Raw genomic sequence first — 18,669 nt, 5'->3', positions numbered from 1 at the left:
ATTGACGGACGTAAAACGGGTATGAGCCCAGGACGGGTTCGTCGTATTCAGCGTCCGTTGTGGCTCATCACTGGCGCGTGTTGCCTGATGTTTGTTCAACCATCCGGGGCCGGCGATCTGCCGCCGCCACCGAGCGGCATGGAGGCCGTGAGTGATGCACAGTTGTTTCTGGAACTGGTGGTCAACCAGATGAATACCGGTCGCGTGGTGGCGGTGCAGCAGCGCGACGGGCGCCTGTTCGTGCCAGTGAAGGCGTTGCGTGAGACCGGCATGAAACTGCCCGACAGCCTTGGCGCCGAGGTCGATCTCGACAGCCTGGCGGGGCTGCACAGCGATTACGACAGTGTCGGTCAGCGCCTGCTGCTGGACGTGCCGCCGGACTGGTTGCCGGAACAGTTCATCGGCAATCGCCAGGCTTACCCGCGCACCCCGGCGCTGAGCAGTTTCGGCGCACTGTTCAACTACGATCTGTACCTCAACGACACCGACGATGCCGGCACTTACCTGGCGGCGTGGAACGAAGTGCGGCTGTTCGACAGCTGGGGCACGCTGTCCAACACCGGGCAATACCGGCGTACGTTGTCTGGTGACTCGCTTAACACGCTGGACAACGGTTACCTGCGTTACGACACCACGTGGCGTTACTCCGATGACGAGCGAATGCTCACCTACGAGGCCGGTGACGTGATTAGCGGTGCGTTGCCGTGGAGCAGTTCGGTGCGTCTGGGCGGCGTGCAGTTCTCGCGGGACTTTGCCGTACGCCCGGATCTGGTGACTTATCCGTTGCCGCAATTTGCCGGTGAAGCAGCAGTGCCGTCCTCGGTGGACCTGTTCATCAATGGCTACAAGTCGAGCAGCGCAGATTTGCAACCTGGGCCTTATACGCTGACCAATATTCCATTCATCAACGGCGCTGGCGAAGCGGTGGTGGTGACCACCGATGCACTGGGTCGGCAGGTGTCGACCACGGTGCCGTTCTATGTCACCAGCACGTTGTTGCAAAAAGGCTTAAGCGATTTTTCCGTGGCGGCCGGTACGTTGCGCCGCGACTACGGCTTGAAGGACTTCAGTTACGGCTCGGGTGTCACCTCCGGCAGCCTGCGTTACGGCGTCAGCGACAGTTTTACCCTGGAAAGCCATGCCGAAGCGGCCGATTCGCTGACACTGGGCGGCCTCGGCGGCAACCTGCGGCTGGGTAATTTCGGTGTACTCAATAGTGCCCTGAGTCAAAGCCGCTTCGACGGCGAGGGCGGTCAGCAATTGAGCCTGGGCTACCAGTACAGCAATCAGCGCTTCAGCTTTTCCTACCAGCGCCTGCAACGTCACGATCAATATGCCGACCTGACCGTGGTCGACAGCTCCTACATCAGCCTGAGTCGACGCAGCGAACAGGCGACCTTAAGCCTTAACCTTGAGCGTTGGGGCAGCCTCGGCGCCGGTTATTTCGATGTGCGCGCGGCGGACGACTCGCGCACGCGGCTGCTCAACCTCAGCTGGAGCAAACCGCTGTGGCGCAACAGCAGTTTTTACCTGTCGGCCAACCGCGAAATCGGTGACAGCAACTGGGCAGTGCAGGCGCAACTGGTGATTCCGTTCGATCTGCGTGGCAGCCTGGCGATCAGCAGCGATCGCAGTAAAACCGGGCAGAGCCAGCAACGGGTCAACTACAGTCGTGCGGTGCCGACTGAGGGCGGCGTGGGTTTCAACCTCGGCTACGCCAAGGGTGATGGCGCCGATTATCGCCAGGCCGACGTCACCTGGCGGCTGCAATCGGTGCAGTTGCAGGCTGGTGTCTACGGCACTTCCGAGGCTGAAACCCGTTGGGCCGATGCCAGTGGTTCGTTGGTGTGGATGGACCGTCAGGTGTTCGCCGCCAACCGCATCGACGACGCGTTTGTAGTGGTCAGCACCGATGGTTTCGCCGACATTCCGGTGCGCTACGAAAACCAGCAGGTTGGTCAGACCGACAAGAACGGTCATCTGCTGGTGCCGTGGAGCAGCGCCTATTACCGGGGCAAGTACGAAATCGACCCACTGAATCTGCCGGCCAATGTGCGCAGTCCCAATGTCGAACAACGCATCGCTGTAAGGCGCGGCAGCGGTTATCTGCTGGAGTTTCCGCTGGCCCGAGTGATTGCCGCGAGCATCGTGCTGGTCGACGCGCAACAGCGCGAACTGCCGCTGGGCGCGGGTGTGTTGCATGAGCAGAGCGGCACACGGACGGTGGTCGGTTGGGACGGGCTGGTCTATCTGGAAAACCTGCAGGCGCAGAACTCGCTGCAGGTCACGCTGGCCGACGGCAAGACCTGTCAGGCGCAGTTCAGCGTCGATATGAATCAGGACCAGGTGCCGCTGATTGGCCCGTTGGTGTGCCAATGATCTACGCACGCTTGCTTTTGTTGCTGGCGCTGATGCTGCCGGGCGCGGCGCAGGCCGCGTGCTCGGTGGTCAGCACCACGCCGGCAGCGTTCGGTACGCTCAGTTCGATCGCCGTGCGCACCACTTCACAACCCAGTTCAACACTGAATGCAGGTTTGAGCTGTACCGGTTCGCTGCTGTCCCTGCTGACCAGCAACGACCACTTCTGGGGCACCGTTTCTTCGACTCAAAGTGGTCTGGTCGGGCCGACCGGCGATGTCATCAACTACACGGTCTACGCCAACAACAGCACCAGCTACCCGCTGACTCGTGGCACGGCCTACGACTTTGCGCGCAACGGCATCATCGATGCCTTGGGCCTGCTCAACGGTACAACGCCGAAAACCGTGCCGCTGTATCTCGGCACAACCATTGGCAGCAACGTCGCCGCCGGGGTGTACACCGAGACCCTGAGTATTTTCTGGAACTGGAATTACTGCTCGGGGATTGGTATTGGTTCTATCTGTCTTGGGCGCGACATCGCCAGTGGCACGACCTCGTTGACGGTGAATATGACGGTGTCCAACGACTGCACGATTACTGCGCCGAACATTGCGTTCGGCAGCGCTCCGGTGATCAGCGCGTTCACCCCGGTGACCGGGCAAACCATCAATCTGGCCTGCACCAAGGGCAGTGCCTATACCGTGGGGCTGAGCGACGGGCAGAACGCGGTGAGTGTCGGCGGCCGGCGACGGATGATTTCCGGGAGCAATTATCTGGCCTACGACATTTTCAAAAGTGCCGGCACCACGCGCTGGGGCAGCGTCGGCGCGGCGCGGCGGGCGAGTACCGATGCCGAGGTCAATCCGGGTAACGGCTTGGGCACGGGCAGCCAGATCTTCAACTACAACGCGAAGATCTACACCGACCAGACCACGCCGCCTGCGGGTACTTATCTGGACAATGTGGTTTTGGACGTAGGTTTCTGAGCTGACACGATCCTTTGTAGGAGCTGTCGAGTGAAACGAGGCTGCGATCTTTTGATCTTGCCCTTAAGAACAAGGTCAAAAGATCGCAGCGTGCCGCAGCTCCTACATAGAACAGCGGTGTTTTCAGAATTGCAGTGATTGCTTGAGCTGTTGCGCCGCCGGTGTATCGACCGGGCTGACCATCGCGTAGTTGTACCCGCCGCCCGACCAGTACTCGGCCTGCAAGTCGCCATCACTGCGGCTGCCACGGGGCAAAAAGGTGTTCTTCGGCCCCGGCGGGCGCACGTAGAAACTCACTTTGTGGCCGCTGCCATCCTCATACACCACCATCGCCGCCGGACCTTCATCAGTGCTGAGCAAGCGTCCGCTGACCGGTTCAAACCCGGCCGCCTTCAGGTCGGGCAAGCGACTGGCCCGGGTGAAATAGCGGTCGAGCCAGCGCTGCATGTCGTCGGCACTCTCGACCTGGTAATCGGCGGGCAACATGCCTTGCTGGGCAATCAAGCGATAGGCCTGCAAGGCGTCGGTCATCGGCAACATGGCCGGGCGCACGAGGGTCATTTCCCGCGCCTGCCAGCCACTGAATCCGCCGAGGCTGACCGCGATCAGCAACACCGCAGCACTGGCCAGATGACGACGCGACTGGCGCTGACGGCGCTGGCGAATCATCGCCGGGTCAAGCGCCGGGTTAGCCGGTTGCTGCAACGCGCCGCTGAGTGCCGCGCGTAGTTGCTGGGCATCCTGTTGCCAGGCGCGAACCTGCGCCGCTTCGTCCGGGTGACTGGCCAGCCAGGTTTCCAGCACACGCCGGTCGGTGTCGCTGAGTTGGTGGTCGACATAGGCGTGCAGGTCACGCTCGTTGGGAGGCAGGCTGATCATTTAAGTATCCGCAAAGAAGGGCTGCTGATTTCGCCGTCGCTGAGTTGGCGCAAGGCCTGGCGGGCGCGGGACAGGCGCGACATCACGGTGCCGATCGGGGCGCCGAGAATCTCGGCGACCTCTTTATAGGAAAGGCCTTCCACTGAAACCATGAGCAACAGCGCGCGCTGTTCGCTGGGCAGTCGGTCGAAGGCTTGCAGGGTCGACTGAGCAATAACGGTACGCTCCACCGACGGTTCGGCATCGTCGCGACCGGTGAAGAATTCGAGCATTCGCGCATAACGCCGGGAGCGCCGGTGGGCGTCGAGAAACTGCCGATAGAGGATCGCGAACAGCCAGGCACGCAAGTCGCCGTCGGCGCGTTTGTCGCCCCAACTCGACAGGGCACGCTCCAGACAGGCCTGCACCAGATCGTCAGCACTACTGCTGTTGCGCGTCAACGACACGGCAAAGCGGCGCAATCTGGGAATGATTTCTCTCAACTGTTCGTCGAATTCGCTCATGAAATTCTGCTAGTCACTACGCTGTGGACTAGGGAGACGCCCGCCGTTGGAGGTTATTCCACGTTCGGAAAAATAAATACCGTTGTGTGGAATAAACCCGGACGAGGCGCGTCTTGCTGATTCTTCCTACTTGTGGCCATTGGCCCTGGAGTCCTTCATGGTTGATCGCACCTCACCCAACGCTTCACCGCCCGGCGGGCCGCAGCGCCCGCCACTGAGTCCCGCGAGCCTGATATTGCGTCTGGGCGGCATTGCCGTGGTAGTCGCCGCGGTGGCCGGGGTGTTTGCCTACGTTCACGGTAACTTCGACCCACAACGCCTGACGCCAAAGGCGCTGGTCGATGTGCTGGAGAAGAACAATGGCGTGCATCCTGGGTTTCGTCGTAATCACGCCAAAGGCGTGTGCGTGATCGGGCATTTCGAAAGCAGTGGTGAGGCACGGGTATTCTCCACCGCGCAGGTGTTCAACGAGCCGCAGACTCCAGTGGTCGGGCGTTTTGCGCTGCCGGCGGGCAATCCCTATGCACCGGACAGCAGCGTGCCGATTCGCAGTCTGGCGTTGCGGTTCACCCAGGCTAACGGGCAGCAGTGGCGCACCGGGATGAACAGCATGCCGGTGTTCCCGGTCGGTACGCCTGAGGCGTTTTATCAATTGCAACAGGCGCAATCGCCAGATCCGGCCACCGGTAAACCTGATCCGGCGAAGGTTCCGGCGTTCTTCGCCGCGCACCCGGAAACCGTGCCGTTTTTGACCTGGGTGAAGACGGCCAAACCGTCGGCCAGTTATGCCACCGAAACCTATAACAGCGTCAACGCGTTTTATCTGGTCGACGCCAGCGGTAAAAAACAGGCCGTGCGCTGGAGCATGACACCGTTGGCGCGCGATGCTGCGGGCGCCAGTGCGCCTGAGGGCGGCGATTTTCTCGAGAAAGATCTGGTGCAACGGTTGTCGTCTGCACCGCTGCGTTTTCAATTGAATATCACTCTGGCCAATCCCGAGGATCCGGTGAACGACGCCAGCAAGACCTGGCCCGAGGGGCGCAAAGTGTTGAACGCCGGTACGCTGGTGCTGGAAAGGACCCAGCCGCAATTGAGCGGCGAATGCCGGGACATCAACTATGACCCGCTGGTGCTGCCCGCCGGTATTCAAGGTTCCGGCGACCCGTTGCTCGCCGCCCGTTCCGCCGGTTACGCCAATTCCTACTTGCGTCGCACCAGCGAAGTCAGTCAGTTGCCCGCCGCCAAACAGGAGGCTCGTCCATGAGCACTCAACCGACGCATTTCGCCCTGTTGGCGCGGCTGCTGCACTGGCTGATGGCGCTGATGATCATCGCCATGCTGTTTATCGGCGCCGGCATGGTCACCTCGGTGTCCGAGCGGCATGAATGGCTGATCCATCTGCACAAACCGTTGGGCATTGCGATTCTGGCGCTGGTGATCGTGCGTTTGCTGGTGCGGCTCACCACGCGCCAGCCACCGTTGCCCGCCGATCTGCCGGGCTGGCAAGTACTGGCGGCCAAGGCGTCCCATCTGCTGCTTTACGCGTTGATGCTGGTGTTGCCGCTGCTCGGTTGGGCGATGATCAGCGCTTCTGGTGAACCGGTGATGCTCAGCACAACGTTGCAGTTGCCAGCGATCGTTCCGGCCGACGCGCAGTTGTTCGCGTTTCTGCGCAAGGCTCACGGGTATCTGGCCTATCTGCTGTTCCTGACGGTGCTGCTGCACCTGGCGGCGGCGCTGTTTCATGGCTGGGTCCGCCGCGACGAGGTGCTCGACAGCATGTTGCGTGGTCGCGATCGCAGCTAACCCGTTTGTGTGGCGCATCGTAGCGATGCGCCACGTTTCAGGGTCAGCCACCAGTACGCCAGCGCCACGGCGTTGATGCCGGCGCCGAGCAGGCACACGCCGATCCAGCCGGCCCACGCGTACATCGCGGTCGAGCCGATGGAACCGAGCGCGCTGCCGATCGAGTAGAACAGCATGTAACCGGCAGTGAGACGGCTTTGCGCTTCGGGGCGCACGCTGTAGATCATGCTCTGGCTGGTGACGTGCACGGCTTGCAGACCCAAGTCCAGGGTGATTACGCCGAGCAGCAATGCCCACAGCGAGGATTGAGTCAGGGCGATCGGCAACCATGAGGCGAGCATCAGCAACAGCGAAAGACCGCTGACCCATTGTCCGAGTCCGCGATCAGCCAGATGCCCGGCCCGTGCGGCTGCCAGTGCACCCGCAGCACCGGCGAGTCCGAACAGCCCGATTTCACTGTGCGACAGGGACAGTGGCGGCGCGGCTAGTGGCAGCACCATCGGCGTCCACAGCACCATCGCACTGGCGAAAGTCAGCAATGCGAGGATCGCGCGTTGGCGCAGTACCGGTTCTTCTTTGAACAGGCTGAATACTGAGGCGATCAGGGCGGCGTAAGTCGTAGTCGGTTGCGAGACCTCATCCTTCGGCAGAACACGCAACAGCAGCAACGCCATCAACAGTGTCAGCCCGGCTGACAGCAAGTAAATCGCTCGCCACCCGGCCAAATCGGCCATACCGCCGGCAACCGTGCGTGCCAGCAAGATGCCGACGACGATGCCGCTGGTGACCACCCCGACCACGCGCCCGCGTTGTGCCGGGATTGCCAGCGTCGCGGCATAAGCTACCAAGACCTGCGTCACTACCGCGAGCAGCCCTGTCAAGGTCATGCCAAGCAGCAGCCACGTACTGTCGGGCGCCAGCGCGATCATCAACAGCGCCGCTGCCGACAGCAGGGTTTGAGTAACGATCAATCGGCGCCGATTGAGCAGATCACCGAGAGGGACTAATAGCACCAGTCCGATGCCGTAGCCGATTTGCGTCAGGGTGATGACGATGCCGATGGTTGCCGGCGACATCGCAAACGCCTCGGCCATCGCGTCCAGCAATGGCTGGGCGTAATACACATTGCCCACGGCCAGACCGCAGGCCACGGAGAAAAGCAAAACGGCATCGCTCTTGAGAGGTTTCATTTCCCGCATCCTTTTAGGTTTCAAAATAAAACCTTTAGTACGGTATTGATTCGGGTTTTATTTTGCAACCTGTTTGCGCGAGATGGTGAATGGCGGAAAGCAAAAGATCGCAGACAAGCTGCGATCTTTTACAGAACGGAGGAGGGGATCAGCGCAAGGTATCAACCATGTCAGCGATGGTCGTCAGCACGTCTTTACCCAACTGTTTGGAGCGTTTACCCGACCAGCCGGTGACCTTGTCGGGATGGTCGTCGTGATCCTTGAACGGCATTTCCAGCGTCAGCGACAGGCAGTCGTATTTCTGGCCGACGCTGTTGCACGCCAGGGTCATGTTGGCCTGACCCGGTTCGTCGCGGGTGTAGCCGTACTTGGTCTGGAAATCTTTGGTGGTGTGTTTCAGGTGATTGCGGAAATGCTCTTCGAGCTTCTCGATACGCGGCGTGTAGCCCGGATTGCCTTCGCAGCCGGCGGTGAATACGTGAGGAATGGTTTCATCGCCATGGGCGTCCAGGAACAGATCGACGCCGTACTTTTCCATTTGCTGCTGGACGAAGAGCACCTCGGGACTGATCTCCTGGCTGGCGTTCTGCCAGGCCCGGTTCAAATCCTGGCCCATGGCGTTGGTGCGCAGATGGCCATGGAACGCGCCGTCCGGATTCATGTTCGGTACCAGGTACAGATCGGCACTGGCGAGCAGCTTGTTCAGCACCGGATCATCGTGCCTTTCCAGGCGCTCGATCACGCCTTCCATGAACCATTCGGCCATGTGCTCGCCGGGATGTTGCTGAGCGATGATCCAGATTTTGCGCTGGCCTTCGGCGCCAGTGCCTTTGCGCAGCAATTGAATGTCGCGACCTTCGACACTTTTACCGGTCGCCAGTAATTCGGTGCCGGCCTTGCTCAGCGCCTGCTCGATCAGCCAGTCGTGACGGCCACGGCTATAGGGTTCGAAGTAGGCGAACCAGGCGTGGGTCTGCGTGGCCTCGAGGCAAAAGCGCAGGCAGTCGCCCTCGTAAATAGTCGGCACGCGGAACCAGTTGACGTGATCGTAGGACGCTACGGCTTGATAACCGGGCCAGCCCTTGCTGTACGTGGATTGGCTGGCGTTGTTCAGGCGGAACCAGTGTTCCTGACCGACATGCAGGCCGCTGGCCTTGAAGTGAAACCACTGGAAATGCGCGCTGCGAGTATCCGGACGAATGGCCAGAACCGGATTGAGCGGATTGCTGATGTCGATGACTTGGATGTTGCCGCTGTCGAAGTTGGCACTGATGTCGAACGAAGATTTGGCCACGGTCATAATCGATTCCTGAATATGATTTTTATGGCCGTTACTGTACACGCAGGCAGGGCTGAAACCGAGGGGAATTGCGGTGTGTGGCGGGGGGCGTCCTCCATGACGCGCAAGCAGCTTAGAGACTGTGCGATTGATTCTCAAGTGCTAATTGGCATTAGTTTGCCCCAATGTGGCCGGGCTTCGCTTGCCAACCAATATTCTTTTGATATTATCCGCGCCATCGAATTTGCAGCACCTAAAGACTTCATTAGCCTGAAGCCATAAGCCTGAAAAACGGGCAAAAAAAGACCCGGCAAAAAGCCGGGTCAAAAACCGTGATTAGCCTGATGAGGAGATAGTCCAGAAGACCGACCTAAGGTCTCTGGTCCATCGACTGATCTCGCGACCAGCTGCTTGCAATAATAATCATTATCATTTGCAAGTCAAATGTTTTTACCTGCGCGATTGGAAAATTCTTTCCCGTCCGCCTGCACTTCCGTTTCTCAGGCTTCATCGCCATCGAGTGAATGGTCGACCATCGCCCGCGCCATATCCACCATATGCACCACTGAAAATGCCAGATCGCGACTCGCGCCTTGCAGGTTTTCGGCTGCCTTGAACGCCGTGGCTGCTGCGCAGCGCAACAGGTCCGAGGCATGCACCAGGGCTTCCTCGCCACTGAGATGGCGCCTGACATCGAAAAAACGCTCGTCGACCTCAGGTTCTGACACAGCTGGTTTCAAGTAATAGTCCAGCGCGCGTTGCGCCGCCGCATTGCCTTGGGGCGAGGTGAAGGTGGTGTCCATTTGCAGATCGGGCAAGTCTTTGCTGCTGATATTCATGATGAGGGGGCACTCCTTGGTCGATTGAAAATCCGTGCCTTCAGAATAGTACTCTGTGTAGTTGTGACGAGAATTTAAATACTACAATATGTGTTTTGCTGGCCGAAGGCGTCCACGTAAGGTGCTGCACATGGATAAATGGATTGAGTTGGTCAAGGCCAAGATGAGTGAACTCAAAATCACTCAAACAGAGCTCGGAGAGCGCGTCGGCATGTCCCAGGGCGGGATCGGCCATTGGCTGAACAAGCGTCGCGAACCCGGTATCACTGAAATGAACCGGGTGCTGCAAGCGCTGGGCATGGATTTCCTCGAAGTGGTGCTGGTGATCCGTGAACCGCAACCCACGTCCGAAGACGAGATGCCGCTGGCGCAGAAGTACAACCCGTACTTCCGTTACCCGGTCAGCGATTGGCAGACGACGTGCGAAGTGCGTGAAAGCGATCCGGCGTCCTACGGCAAGGCGTCCGGCAAACAGCGCTTCGAGCTGACGGATTACCACGCGCGCGGCCCGGCGTTCTGGTTGACGGTGACGGGAGATTCAATGACCGCACCGAGTGGCCAGAGCATTGCCGAAGGCATGCTGATTCTGGTCGACCCGGCCGCCGAAGCGCTGCCCGGTAAACTGGTGATCGCCCAGTGGCCCGACAGTACGGAGGCGATTTTTCGCAAACTCGACGAAGAGGGCGGCCAGCGTTACCTGGTGCCGCTCAATCCGACGTGGCCGAAAGCCCTGCTGACCGATGAGTGTCGAATCATCGGTGTTGTGGTGCAGGCAACGGCGCGTTACTAGTCAGATCGATCCTCGCCAGGCGTAGGATCGATCCTCCCGTTCACACTTCTTCCAGCTCAACCAAAGCGCTGCCTTCGCCAACCATTTCACCTTCCTGGCAATACAGCGCTTTGATCACCCCGGCATGCGGCGCACGGATGCTGTGTTCCATCTTCATCGCTTCCAGCACCACCAGTTGCGCACCGGCCTCAACCGATTGCCCGGCCTCGACCAGCACACGGACAATGCTGCCGTTCATCGGCGCGGTCAGGCCGCCCTGATGGCTGTGGCGGGCTTCGACGGCGCTGATCGGATCGTACGTCTCGATACGGCGCAACTCGCCTTCCCATTGCAGGTACAACGCATCGTCCTGGCGAATCGCACGCAACGTACGACGAACGCCCTCGTGCTCGACGATAAGTGCTTCGCCGGACAGTCTGGCGTGGTCGGCAGCATTCAGCGTCAAGGCGCGATCCTGCCCCTCGCAACTCAAATGCAGGGTGATTTCCGGCGGCAGCCCCGCACGCAAACCGCTATTGAGTGACCAAGGCGAAGCAGGGTCATCCTGGCGTGCGAGTTGTGGCAGGCTCTGCGCCACCGCTTGAGCCGCCGCCGCCCAGAACGCATCGCTCAGCGTGCCCGGTGCAGGCAGCAATTGCTCCTGGTAACGCGGAATAAACCCGGTATCCAGTTCCGCCGCCGCGAACGCCGGGTGCGCAATGATCCGCCGCAAGAAGTTGATGTTGGTTTTCAAACCGCCAATCGCAAACTCGTCGAGCATGCTCAACAAGCGCAACCGAGCCTGTTCGCGATCCTCGCCCCAGGCAATCAGCTTGCCGAGCATCGGGTCGTAGAACGGCGAAATTTCATCGCCTACTTCAACCCCGCTATCCACCCGGCGCCCTGGCCCTTCGGCCGATTCGCGATACAACGCCAGACGTCCGGTCGCCGGCAGGAAGTCATTTGCAGGATCCTCGGCGTACAAGCGAACTTCAATCGCATGGCCGTTCAACGGCACTTGTTCCTGAGTGATCGGCAGTGCTTCACCACGGGCAACGCGGATTTGCCAGGCGACCAGATCAAGACCGGTAATCGCTTCCGTCACCGGGTGCTCGACCTGCAACCGCGTGTTCATCTCCATAAAGAAGAATTCACCGCGCGCATCCAGCAGGAACTCCACCGTACCGGCGCCGACGTAACCGATCGCCTGTGCCGAACGCACCGCTGCTTCACCCATCGCCCGCCGCAGTTGCGTGGACAGACCGGGTGCCGGCGCTTCTTCGACGACTTTCTGATGGCGGCGTTGAATCGAGCAATCCCGTTCATTGAGGTACAGGCAGTTGCCATGCTGATCGGCGAACACCTGGATTTCCACGTGACGTGGCTTGAGCAGGTATTTCTCCACCAGCATGCGCGAATCGCCGAACGACGACTGCGCTTCACGCTGAGCCGAGGCGAGGGCTTCGGCCAACTGGCTGACGTCCTCGACCACTTTCATGCCTTTGCCACCACCGCCGGCCGTGGCTTTGAGCAGCACTGGATAACCGATGCGTTCGCAGGCATCGCGGAAGGTGTCGAGATCCTGCGCTTCGCCGTGATAACCCGGCACCAGTGGCACACCGGCAGTTTCCATCAGTGCTTTGGCGGCGGATTTGCTGCCCATGGCATCGATGGCCGAGGCGGGCGGGCCGAGGAAAATCAGCCCGGCCGCTTCGATGGCACGAGCGAACCCGGCGTTTTCCGAGAGAAACCCGTAACCCGGATGAATCGCCTGCGCGCCACTGGCCTTGGCCGCTGCGATCAGCTTGTCGATCTGCAGATAACTGTCGGCGGCTTTGCTGCCGCCCAGGTCCACGCGAATATCCGCTTCCCGGCTGTGCCTCGCCTCACGGTCGGTGGCGCTGTGCACGGCAACCGTGGTCAGGCCCAAGGCTTTGGCAGTGCGCATCACGCGGCAGGCGATTTCGCCACGGTTGGCCACCAGCAGGGTGGTGAGAACAGGTACGCTCATCAACGCGGCTCCTTGGTGGTGGTTGCGGCTTGCCAGCTCGGCGGACGTTTTTGCAGAAAGGCGCGCAAGCCTTCCTGACCTTCAGGGCTGACGCGGATACGGGCGATGGCATTTTCGGTGTAGCGGCGCAGCGCCGGGGTCAGCGCGCCGTTACCGACTTCACGCAACAGATCCTTGCTGGCGCGCATGGCGGCGGGGCTGTTGAGCAGTAAATTGTTGATCCACTGTTCGACTTGCTGATCAAGTTCGGCAGCAGGATAGCTCTCGGACAACAAACCGATTTCCCGTGCACGTTGTCCGCCGAAACGCTCGGCGGTCAGGGCATATCGACGCGCAGCGCGTTCGCCGATGGCCTGCACCACGAACGGACTGATCACCGCCGGCGCCAGACCGATGCGCACTTCCGACAGGCAGAACTGCGCGTCATCGGCGCCAATCGCCATGTCACAGCAACTGATCAGCCCCAGCGCGCCACCGAACGCCGCGCCTTGCACCACGGCCACTGTGGGGATCTTCAGCTTGGCGAGGTTGTACATCAGCTCCGCCAATTCGCGAGCGTCGTCGAGATTGGTGTGGTAATCGAGCTCGGCCGATTGCTGCATCCACGCCAGATCAGCGCCGGCACTGAAGTGCTTGCCACGACCACGCACCAGCAGGAAACGCAGGCTGGCGTCGCTGGCGACTTTGTCCAGCGCGAGGATCAGCTCGCGGATCATCTCGGCGTTGAAGGCGTTGTTCTTTTCCGCGCGATTGAGCCACAGCGTCGCGAAGCCACGTGGGTCGCTGTGCAGTTCGAGGGTGTTGAAGTCACTCATATTCATCCGTCTCCACGGTTCCTGTGGGAGCGAGCTTGCTCGCGAACGCGTTGTATCAGTCGACATTTCCGCTACCTGACAAACCGTATTCGCGAGCAGGCTCGCTCCCACAAAAAATCACATCCGGAACACGCCGAAGCGGCTCGGTTCGATTGGCGCGTTCAGCGACGCGGACAAGGCCAGGGCCAGCACATCGCGGGTCTGCGCCGGGTCGATGACGCCGTCGTCCCACAGCCGTGCGCTGGAATAGTAGGGGTGACCCTGCTCTTCATACTGGTCGAGGATCGGTTGCTTGATCTCGGCTTCCTGCTCGGCACTGAAGGCCTGGCCACTGCGTTCAGCCTGTTCACGCTTGACCTGCACCAACACGCCCGCCGCCTGCTCGGCGCCCATCACGCCGATCCGCGCGTTCGGCCACATCCACAGGAAGCGCGGATCGTAAGCGCGCCCGCACATGCCGTAGTTACCGGCGCCGAAGCTGCCGCCGATGATCACGGTGAATTTCGGCACTTTCGCGCAAGCCACGGCCGTTACCAGTTTCGCGCCATGTTTGGCGATGCCGCCGGCCTCGTATTTCTGACCGACCATGAAACCGGTGATGTTCTGCAAAAACAGCAGCGGAATGCCGCGTTGGCAGGCCAGTTCGATGAAGTGCGCGCCTTTCTGCGCGGCCTCGGCGAAAAGGATGCCGTTGTTCGCCAGAATCGCGATCGGGTAGCCGTGCAGATGCGCAAAGCCACACACCAGCGTGGTGCCGAACAAAGCCTTGAATTCATCGAACACCGAACCGTCGACCAGTCGCGCAATCACTTCGCGCACGTCGAACGGCTGCTTGGCGTCAGCCGAGACCACGCCGTACAACTCATTGCTGGCGTACAGCGGCGCAATCGGCGCGCGTTGCTGCACGTCACCGAGTTTGCGCCAGTTAAGGTTGGCAACGCTGCGGCGGGCGAGGGCGAGGGCGTGTTCGTCGCTCTCGGCGTAATGGTCGGCGACCCCGGAAATCTTGCAGTGCACATCGGCACCGCCCAAGTCTTCGGCGCTGACCACTTCACCGGTCGCGGCCTTCACCAGTGGCGGGCCGGCGAGGAAAATCGTCGCCTGATTGCGCACCATGATCGCTTCGTCCGCCATCGCCGGCACATAGGCGCCGCCGGCAGTGCACGAGCCCATGACCACGGCGATCTGCGGAATGCCCATCGCGCTCATGTTGGCCTGGTTGAAGAAGATCCGCCCGAAGTGCTCACGATCCGGAAACACTTCGTCCTGACGCGGCAGATTGGCGCCGCCCGAATCGACCAGATAGATACACGGCAGACGATTCTGTTGCGCGATGGTTTGTGCGCGTAGATGTTTTTTCACGGTCAGCGGGTAGTACGAACCGCCCTTCACCGTCGCATCGTTGGCGACGATCATGCATTCGACGCCTTCAACCCGGCCGATCCCGGCAATCACACCAGCGGCCGGCACGTCTTCGCCATACACAGCGTGGGCGGCCAGTTGGCTGATCTCCAGAAATGGCGAACCCGGATCAAGCAAGCGGTTGATGCGTTCACGAGGCAACAGTTTGCCGCGTGAGGTGTGGCGTTCCTGGGCTTTCGCGCCGCCGCCCTGCGCCACTTGGGCGAGCAGGGTGTGCAGGGCGTCGACCTGTTTGAGCATCGCCGCGCTGTTGGCGGCGAACTCCGGCGAGCGGGGGTTGAGCTGAGTGTGCAGGGTAGCCATGGTCAGCTCCGTTAGCGGGTTTCGTTGAACAGTTCGCGGCCGATCAGCATGCGACGGATCTCACTGGTGCCGGCGCCGATTTCGTACAGCTTGGCGTCACGCAGCAAGCGGCCCGCCGGGAATTCGTTGATGTAACCGTTACCGCCGAGAATCTGGATCGCGTCGAGGGCCATTTGCGTGGCGCGCTCGGCGGTGTAGAGGATCACCCCGGCGGCATCCTTGCGGGTGGTTTCGCCGCGCTCGCAGGCCTGGGCCACGGCGTAGAGGTAGGCGCGACTGGCGTTGAGCTGGGTGTACATGTCGGCCACTTTGCCCTGGATCAGCTGGAACTCGCCGATGCTCTGGCCGAACTGTTTGCGGTCGTGGATGTATGGAACGATCAGGTCCATGCACGACTGCATGATCCCGGTCGGGCCGCCGGAGAGCACGACGCGTTCGTAATCGAGGCCGCTCATCAACACTTTGACGCCGCCGTTGAGCACGCCGAGGATGTTTTCTTCCGGCACTTCGACGTCATCGAAAAACAGCTCGCAGGTGTTGGAGCCGCGCATGCCGAGCTTGTCGAATTTATTGCTGCGGGTGAAGCCTTTCCAGTCGCGTTCGACGATGAATGCGGTGATGCCGTGTGGGCCTTTTTCCAGATCGGTCTTGGCGTAGATCACGTAAGTGTTGGCGTCGGGGCCGTTGGTGATCCAGGTCTTGCTGCCGTTGAGGACGAAGCGGTCACCGCGTTTGTCGGCGCGCAGTTTCATCGAGACCACGTCGGAACCGGCATTCGGTTCGCTCATCGCCAGCGCGCCGACGTGTTCGCCACTGATCAGCTTCGGCAGGTATTTGCTTTTCTGTTCGTGGTTGCCGTTGCGGTTGATCTGGTTGACGCAAAGGTTGGAATGCGCGCCATAGGACAGTGCGACCGAAGCCGAGCCACGGCTGATTTCTTCCATCGCCACCACGTGCGCCAGGTAACCCAGGCCAGCGCCGCCGTACTCTTCCGGCACGGTGATGCCGAGCAGGCCCATGTCGCCGAATTTGCGCCACATATCGGCGGGGAACAGGTTGTCGCTGTCGATCTGCGCCGCGCGCGGGGCGATCTCCTTGGCGACAAAGGACTGAACCTGATCGCGCAACATGTCGATGGTTTCACCGAGGGCGAAGTTCAGGGATGGATAGCTCATGGGTCACCTTTTGGCTTTTTTGTAGGGTGGGGAGGGCGGTCACTCAGCTCTCACCTTTACGTTAACGTAAGCCTGCGATGGATGGCTGTCAATCACCCTTTACGTTAACGTCAACTTGAGCGAGAGTAAGGGCAGTTCAAGATTGAAAGCTGATTGGTTTTTGTAGGAGTGAGCCTGCTCGCGATGGCGTCGTGTCAGTCGACGTAAATGTTGACAGTTGGATCGAGATCGCGAGCAGGCTCACTCCTACAAGTGACCGTCGGCAACCCATAAATAAAGACAATAGGGGTCGTCATGGATCAACCCAGTGCAAACCCGCAGCGCAGCTATACCCGTGGATCTCAGGACAAAGCCTTGCTGGCGATGACCATCGGGCAGAAGTTCGATCACACCGCCGCGCAATACCCTGACGGCGAAGCGCTCGTCGTGCGCCATCAGCAGCTGCGTTACTCCTGGCGACAACTGGCCGATGCGGTGGACCTGCACGCCAGAGCGCTGCTCGCCCTGGGTTTGCAGGCCGGCGATCGCCTCGGTATCTGGGCGCCGAACTGCGCGCAGTGGTGCGTCACCCAAGTTGCTACGGCAAAAATCGGCGTGATCCTGGTCAACATCAACCCGGCCTATCGCAGCTCCGAACTCGAATACGTGCTCAAGCAATCCGGCTGCCAATGGCTGGTCTGCGCCGGGGCGTTCAAGTCCTCCAACTACCACGCCATGTTGCAAGGGTTGGTGCCGGAACTGGCCGAGCAACCCATCGGCCAATGGCGCAGCGAACGCCTCCCCGCACTGCGTGGGGTAATCAGCCTTGACGCGCAACCACCGTCAGGTTTTCTGCCGTGGTCGCAACTGGCCGATCTGGCCACCAGCATCTCTCCCGATCAACTGCGCGAACGCAGCGACAGCCTGCACTTTGATCAACCGGTGAACATCCAGTACACCTCCGGCACTACCGGTTTCCCCAAAGGCGCAACCCTCAGCCACTACAACATCCTCAATAACGGCTACATGGTCGGTGAAAGCATCGGCTTGACCCCGCGCGATCGTCTGGTGATCCCGGTGCCGCTCTACCACTGCTTCGGCATGGTCATGGGCAACCTCGGTTGCATCACCCACGGCAGCACGATGATTTACCCCAGCGATGCCTTCGATCCGTTGCTGACCCTGCAAACCGTCGCCGAAGAAAAAGCCACCGGTCTTTATGGCGTACCGACCATGTTCATCGCCATGCTCGACCAGCCGCAACGCGGCGAATTCGATCTGTCGAGCCTGCGCACCGGAATCATGGCGGGCGCGACGTGCCCGATCGAAGTGATGCGTCGGGTGATCAGCGAGATGCACATGAGCGAAGTGCAGATCGCTTACGGCATGACCGAAACCAGCCCGGTGTCGCTGCAAACCGGCCCGACCGATGAGCTGGAATTGCGCGTGACCACCGTCGGCCGCACCCAGCCACAGCTGGAGAGCAAGATCATCGACGAAGCCGGCAACCTCGTGACGCGCGGCACCATCGGCGAACTGTGCACCCGTGGCTACAGCGTGATGCTCGGTTACTGGAACAATCCGCAAGCCACCGCCGAAGCCATCGATGACGCGGGCTGGATGCACACCGGCGACCTGGCGAGCATGAACGAGGAGGGCTACGTCAACATTGCCGGGCGCAACAAGGACATGATCATTCGTGGCGGCGAGAATATTTACCCGCGTGAGCTTGAGGAGTTTTTCTTCACCCATCCGGCCGTGGCGGATGTGCAGGTGATCGGCATTCCGTGCTCGCGTTACGGTGAGGAGATTGTTGCCTGGATCAAATTCCACCCCGGCCACAGCGCCTCGGAGCTGGAGCTGCAAACCTGGTGCAAGGAGCGTATCGCGCATTTCAAGACGCCACGGCATTTCAAGTTCGTTGAAGAGTTTCCGATGACGGTGACGGGCAAGATCCAGAAATTCAGGATGCGTGAGATCAGTATCGAAGAACTGAAAACAATCGAGCGGTGAACACAAACACTGTGGGAGCTGGCTTGCCAGCGATGGCGTCGGATCAGCCAGCATCAATGTTGAATGATCTACCGCAATCGCTGGCAAGCCAGCTCCCACAGGGATTTGGGGGGATTGAGGAATTATAGAAAGCACAAAGGGGAGCCGAAGCTCCCCTTTAATTTTGTCGTCGCGTGCTCTTTTTTATTATTGAGGGTCGGTCTGTTGTTGTTTTTGGCAACCGTGGCCCTTTACCGCTGTTTTTGGCGACCCCCATCCGGGGTCAAGAGCAAACGTATTTTTTTGAGCGCTGATCTACTTTCTCGCTAAGCGATCCAACCGATTCGGGAGCTACCTGAA

General features: G+C 60.4%; 16 protein-coding genes. 7 read left to right on the top strand and 9 right to left on the bottom strand.

The window, feature by feature from the left end; all coding sequences use genetic code 11:
• The first annotated feature begins 21 nt into the window (after window positions 1–21).
• On the top strand, window positions 22–2,379 hold the full coding sequence (locus LOY43_RS17835) for a fimbria/pilus outer membrane usher protein (RefSeq protein ID WP_095050793.1): 2,358 nt from the start codon (window positions 22–24) through the stop codon (window positions 2,377–2,379).
• The gene (locus LOY43_RS17830; protein WP_095050792.1) at window positions 2,376–3,347 is read left to right on the top strand and encodes a spore coat U domain-containing protein; all 972 of its coding nucleotides are present in this window, start codon (window positions 2,376–2,378) and stop codon (window positions 3,345–3,347) included. The genes LOY43_RS17835 and LOY43_RS17830 overlap by 4 nt, the downstream gene beginning before the upstream one ends.
• 123 nt (window positions 3,348–3,470) lie before the next feature.
• Here the strand turns inward: LOY43_RS17830 and LOY43_RS17825 are convergent, their stop codons facing one another.
• Window positions 3,471–4,226 carry an anti-sigma factor gene (locus LOY43_RS17825; protein WP_095050791.1) on the bottom strand — a complete coding sequence of 252 codons (756 nt, stop codon included), beginning with the start codon at window positions 4,224–4,226 and terminating at the stop codon, window positions 3,471–3,473.
• On the bottom strand, window positions 4,223–4,729 hold the full coding sequence (locus LOY43_RS17820) for a sigma-70 family RNA polymerase sigma factor (protein ID WP_007917263.1): 507 nt from the start codon (window positions 4,727–4,729) through the stop codon (window positions 4,223–4,225). Before LOY43_RS17820 ends, LOY43_RS17825 begins: the two co-directional genes overlap by 4 nt.
• A 157-nt stretch (window positions 4,730–4,886) precedes the next feature.
• Between LOY43_RS17820 and LOY43_RS17815 the strand changes: the two genes are divergently transcribed.
• Window positions 4,887–5,993 (top strand): catalase family peroxidase, encoded by a 1,107-nt coding sequence (locus tag LOY43_RS17815; RefSeq protein ID WP_258708487.1) that lies wholly within the window; start codon window positions 4,887–4,889, stop codon window positions 5,991–5,993.
• Complete coding sequence (locus tag LOY43_RS17810; RefSeq protein ID WP_093434126.1) at window positions 5,990–6,535, top strand: cytochrome b; 546 nt, start codon at window positions 5,990–5,992, stop codon at window positions 6,533–6,535. Before LOY43_RS17815 ends, LOY43_RS17810 begins: the two co-directional genes overlap by 4 nt.
• Here the strand turns inward: LOY43_RS17810 and LOY43_RS17805 are convergent.
• Together LOY43_RS17805 and LOY43_RS17800 are read right to left on the bottom strand one after the other, a co-directional pair.
• Window positions 6,532–7,725: an MFS transporter gene (locus LOY43_RS17805; RefSeq protein WP_095050789.1), complete on the bottom strand. Its 1,194-nt coding sequence runs from the start codon at window positions 7,723–7,725 to the stop codon at window positions 6,532–6,534. The two genes, LOY43_RS17810 and LOY43_RS17805, sit on opposite strands and share 4 nt — an antisense overlap.
• 148 nt (window positions 7,726–7,873) lie before the next feature.
• A complete protein-coding gene (locus LOY43_RS17800; RefSeq protein ID WP_095050788.1) occupies window positions 7,874–9,025 on the bottom strand; it encodes a M14-type cytosolic carboxypeptidase in 1,152 nt (383 codons plus the stop codon).
• A gap of 96 nt (window positions 9,026–9,121) precedes the next feature.
• Between LOY43_RS17800 and LOY43_RS17795 the strand changes: the two genes are divergently transcribed.
• Window positions 9,122–9,286, top strand: coding sequence for a hypothetical protein (locus tag LOY43_RS17795; RefSeq protein ID WP_156685516.1), 165 nt, complete (start codon window positions 9,122–9,124; stop codon window positions 9,284–9,286).
• Between the two features lie 218 nt (window positions 9,287–9,504).
• On the opposite strand, the gene LOY43_RS17790 is transcribed toward LOY43_RS17795, so the two are convergent.
• Entirely contained in the window at window positions 9,505–9,843 is a 339-nt protein-coding gene (locus tag LOY43_RS17790; RefSeq protein ID WP_093434137.1) for a DUF6124 family protein, read from the bottom strand.
• Window positions 9,844–9,973: 130 nt separating this feature from the next.
• Between LOY43_RS17790 and LOY43_RS17785 the strand changes: the two genes are divergently transcribed.
• Complete coding sequence (locus LOY43_RS17785) at window positions 9,974–10,633, top strand: LexA family transcriptional regulator (protein ID WP_095050787.1); 660 nt, start codon at window positions 9,974–9,976, stop codon at window positions 10,631–10,633.
• 40 nt (window positions 10,634–10,673) lie between these two features.
• On the opposite strand, the gene LOY43_RS17780 is transcribed toward LOY43_RS17785, so the two are convergent.
• The 4 genes from LOY43_RS17780 to LOY43_RS17765 all read right to left on the bottom strand — a co-directional run bounded on the left by LOY43_RS17780 (window position 10,674) and on the right by LOY43_RS17765 (window position 16,338).
• A complete protein-coding gene (locus LOY43_RS17780) occupies window positions 10,674–12,623 on the bottom strand; it encodes an acetyl/propionyl/methylcrotonyl-CoA carboxylase subunit alpha (RefSeq protein WP_258708486.1) in 1,950 nt (649 codons plus the stop codon).
• The gene (locus tag LOY43_RS17775; protein WP_093434145.1) at window positions 12,623–13,438 is read right to left on the bottom strand and encodes a gamma-carboxygeranoyl-CoA hydratase; all 816 of its coding nucleotides are present in this window, start codon (window positions 13,436–13,438) and stop codon (window positions 12,623–12,625) included. The genes LOY43_RS17780 and LOY43_RS17775 overlap by 1 nt, the downstream gene beginning before the upstream one ends.
• Before the next feature lie 117 nt (window positions 13,439–13,555).
• Window positions 13,556–15,163 carry a carboxyl transferase domain-containing protein gene (locus LOY43_RS17770; RefSeq protein ID WP_095124468.1) on the bottom strand — a complete coding sequence of 536 codons (1,608 nt, stop codon included), beginning with the start codon at window positions 15,161–15,163 and terminating at the stop codon, window positions 13,556–13,558.
• 11 nt (window positions 15,164–15,174) lie between these two features.
• Window positions 15,175–16,338, bottom strand: a complete 1,164-nt coding sequence (locus tag LOY43_RS17765) for an isovaleryl-CoA dehydrogenase (protein WP_258708485.1) — start codon at window positions 16,336–16,338, stop codon at window positions 15,175–15,177.
• Between the two features lie 294 nt (window positions 16,339–16,632).
• On the opposite strand from LOY43_RS17765, the gene LOY43_RS17760 reads away from it, so the two are divergent.
• Window positions 16,633–18,330 carry an AMP-binding protein gene (locus LOY43_RS17760; RefSeq protein ID WP_220556504.1) on the top strand — a complete coding sequence of 566 codons (1,698 nt, stop codon included), beginning with the start codon at window positions 16,633–16,635 and terminating at the stop codon, window positions 18,328–18,330.
• Window positions 18,331–18,669 lie beyond the last annotated feature (339 nt).

This window comes from Pseudomonas sp. B21-041 (assembly GCF_024748675.1).
In the GTDB taxonomy this organism is placed as follows: Bacteria; Pseudomonadota; Gammaproteobacteria; order Pseudomonadales; family Pseudomonadaceae; genus Aquipseudomonas; species Aquipseudomonas neuropathica.
The sequence above is the reverse complement of the archived record's forward strand: the minus strand, read 5'-3'. Positions and strand labels throughout refer to the sequence as shown.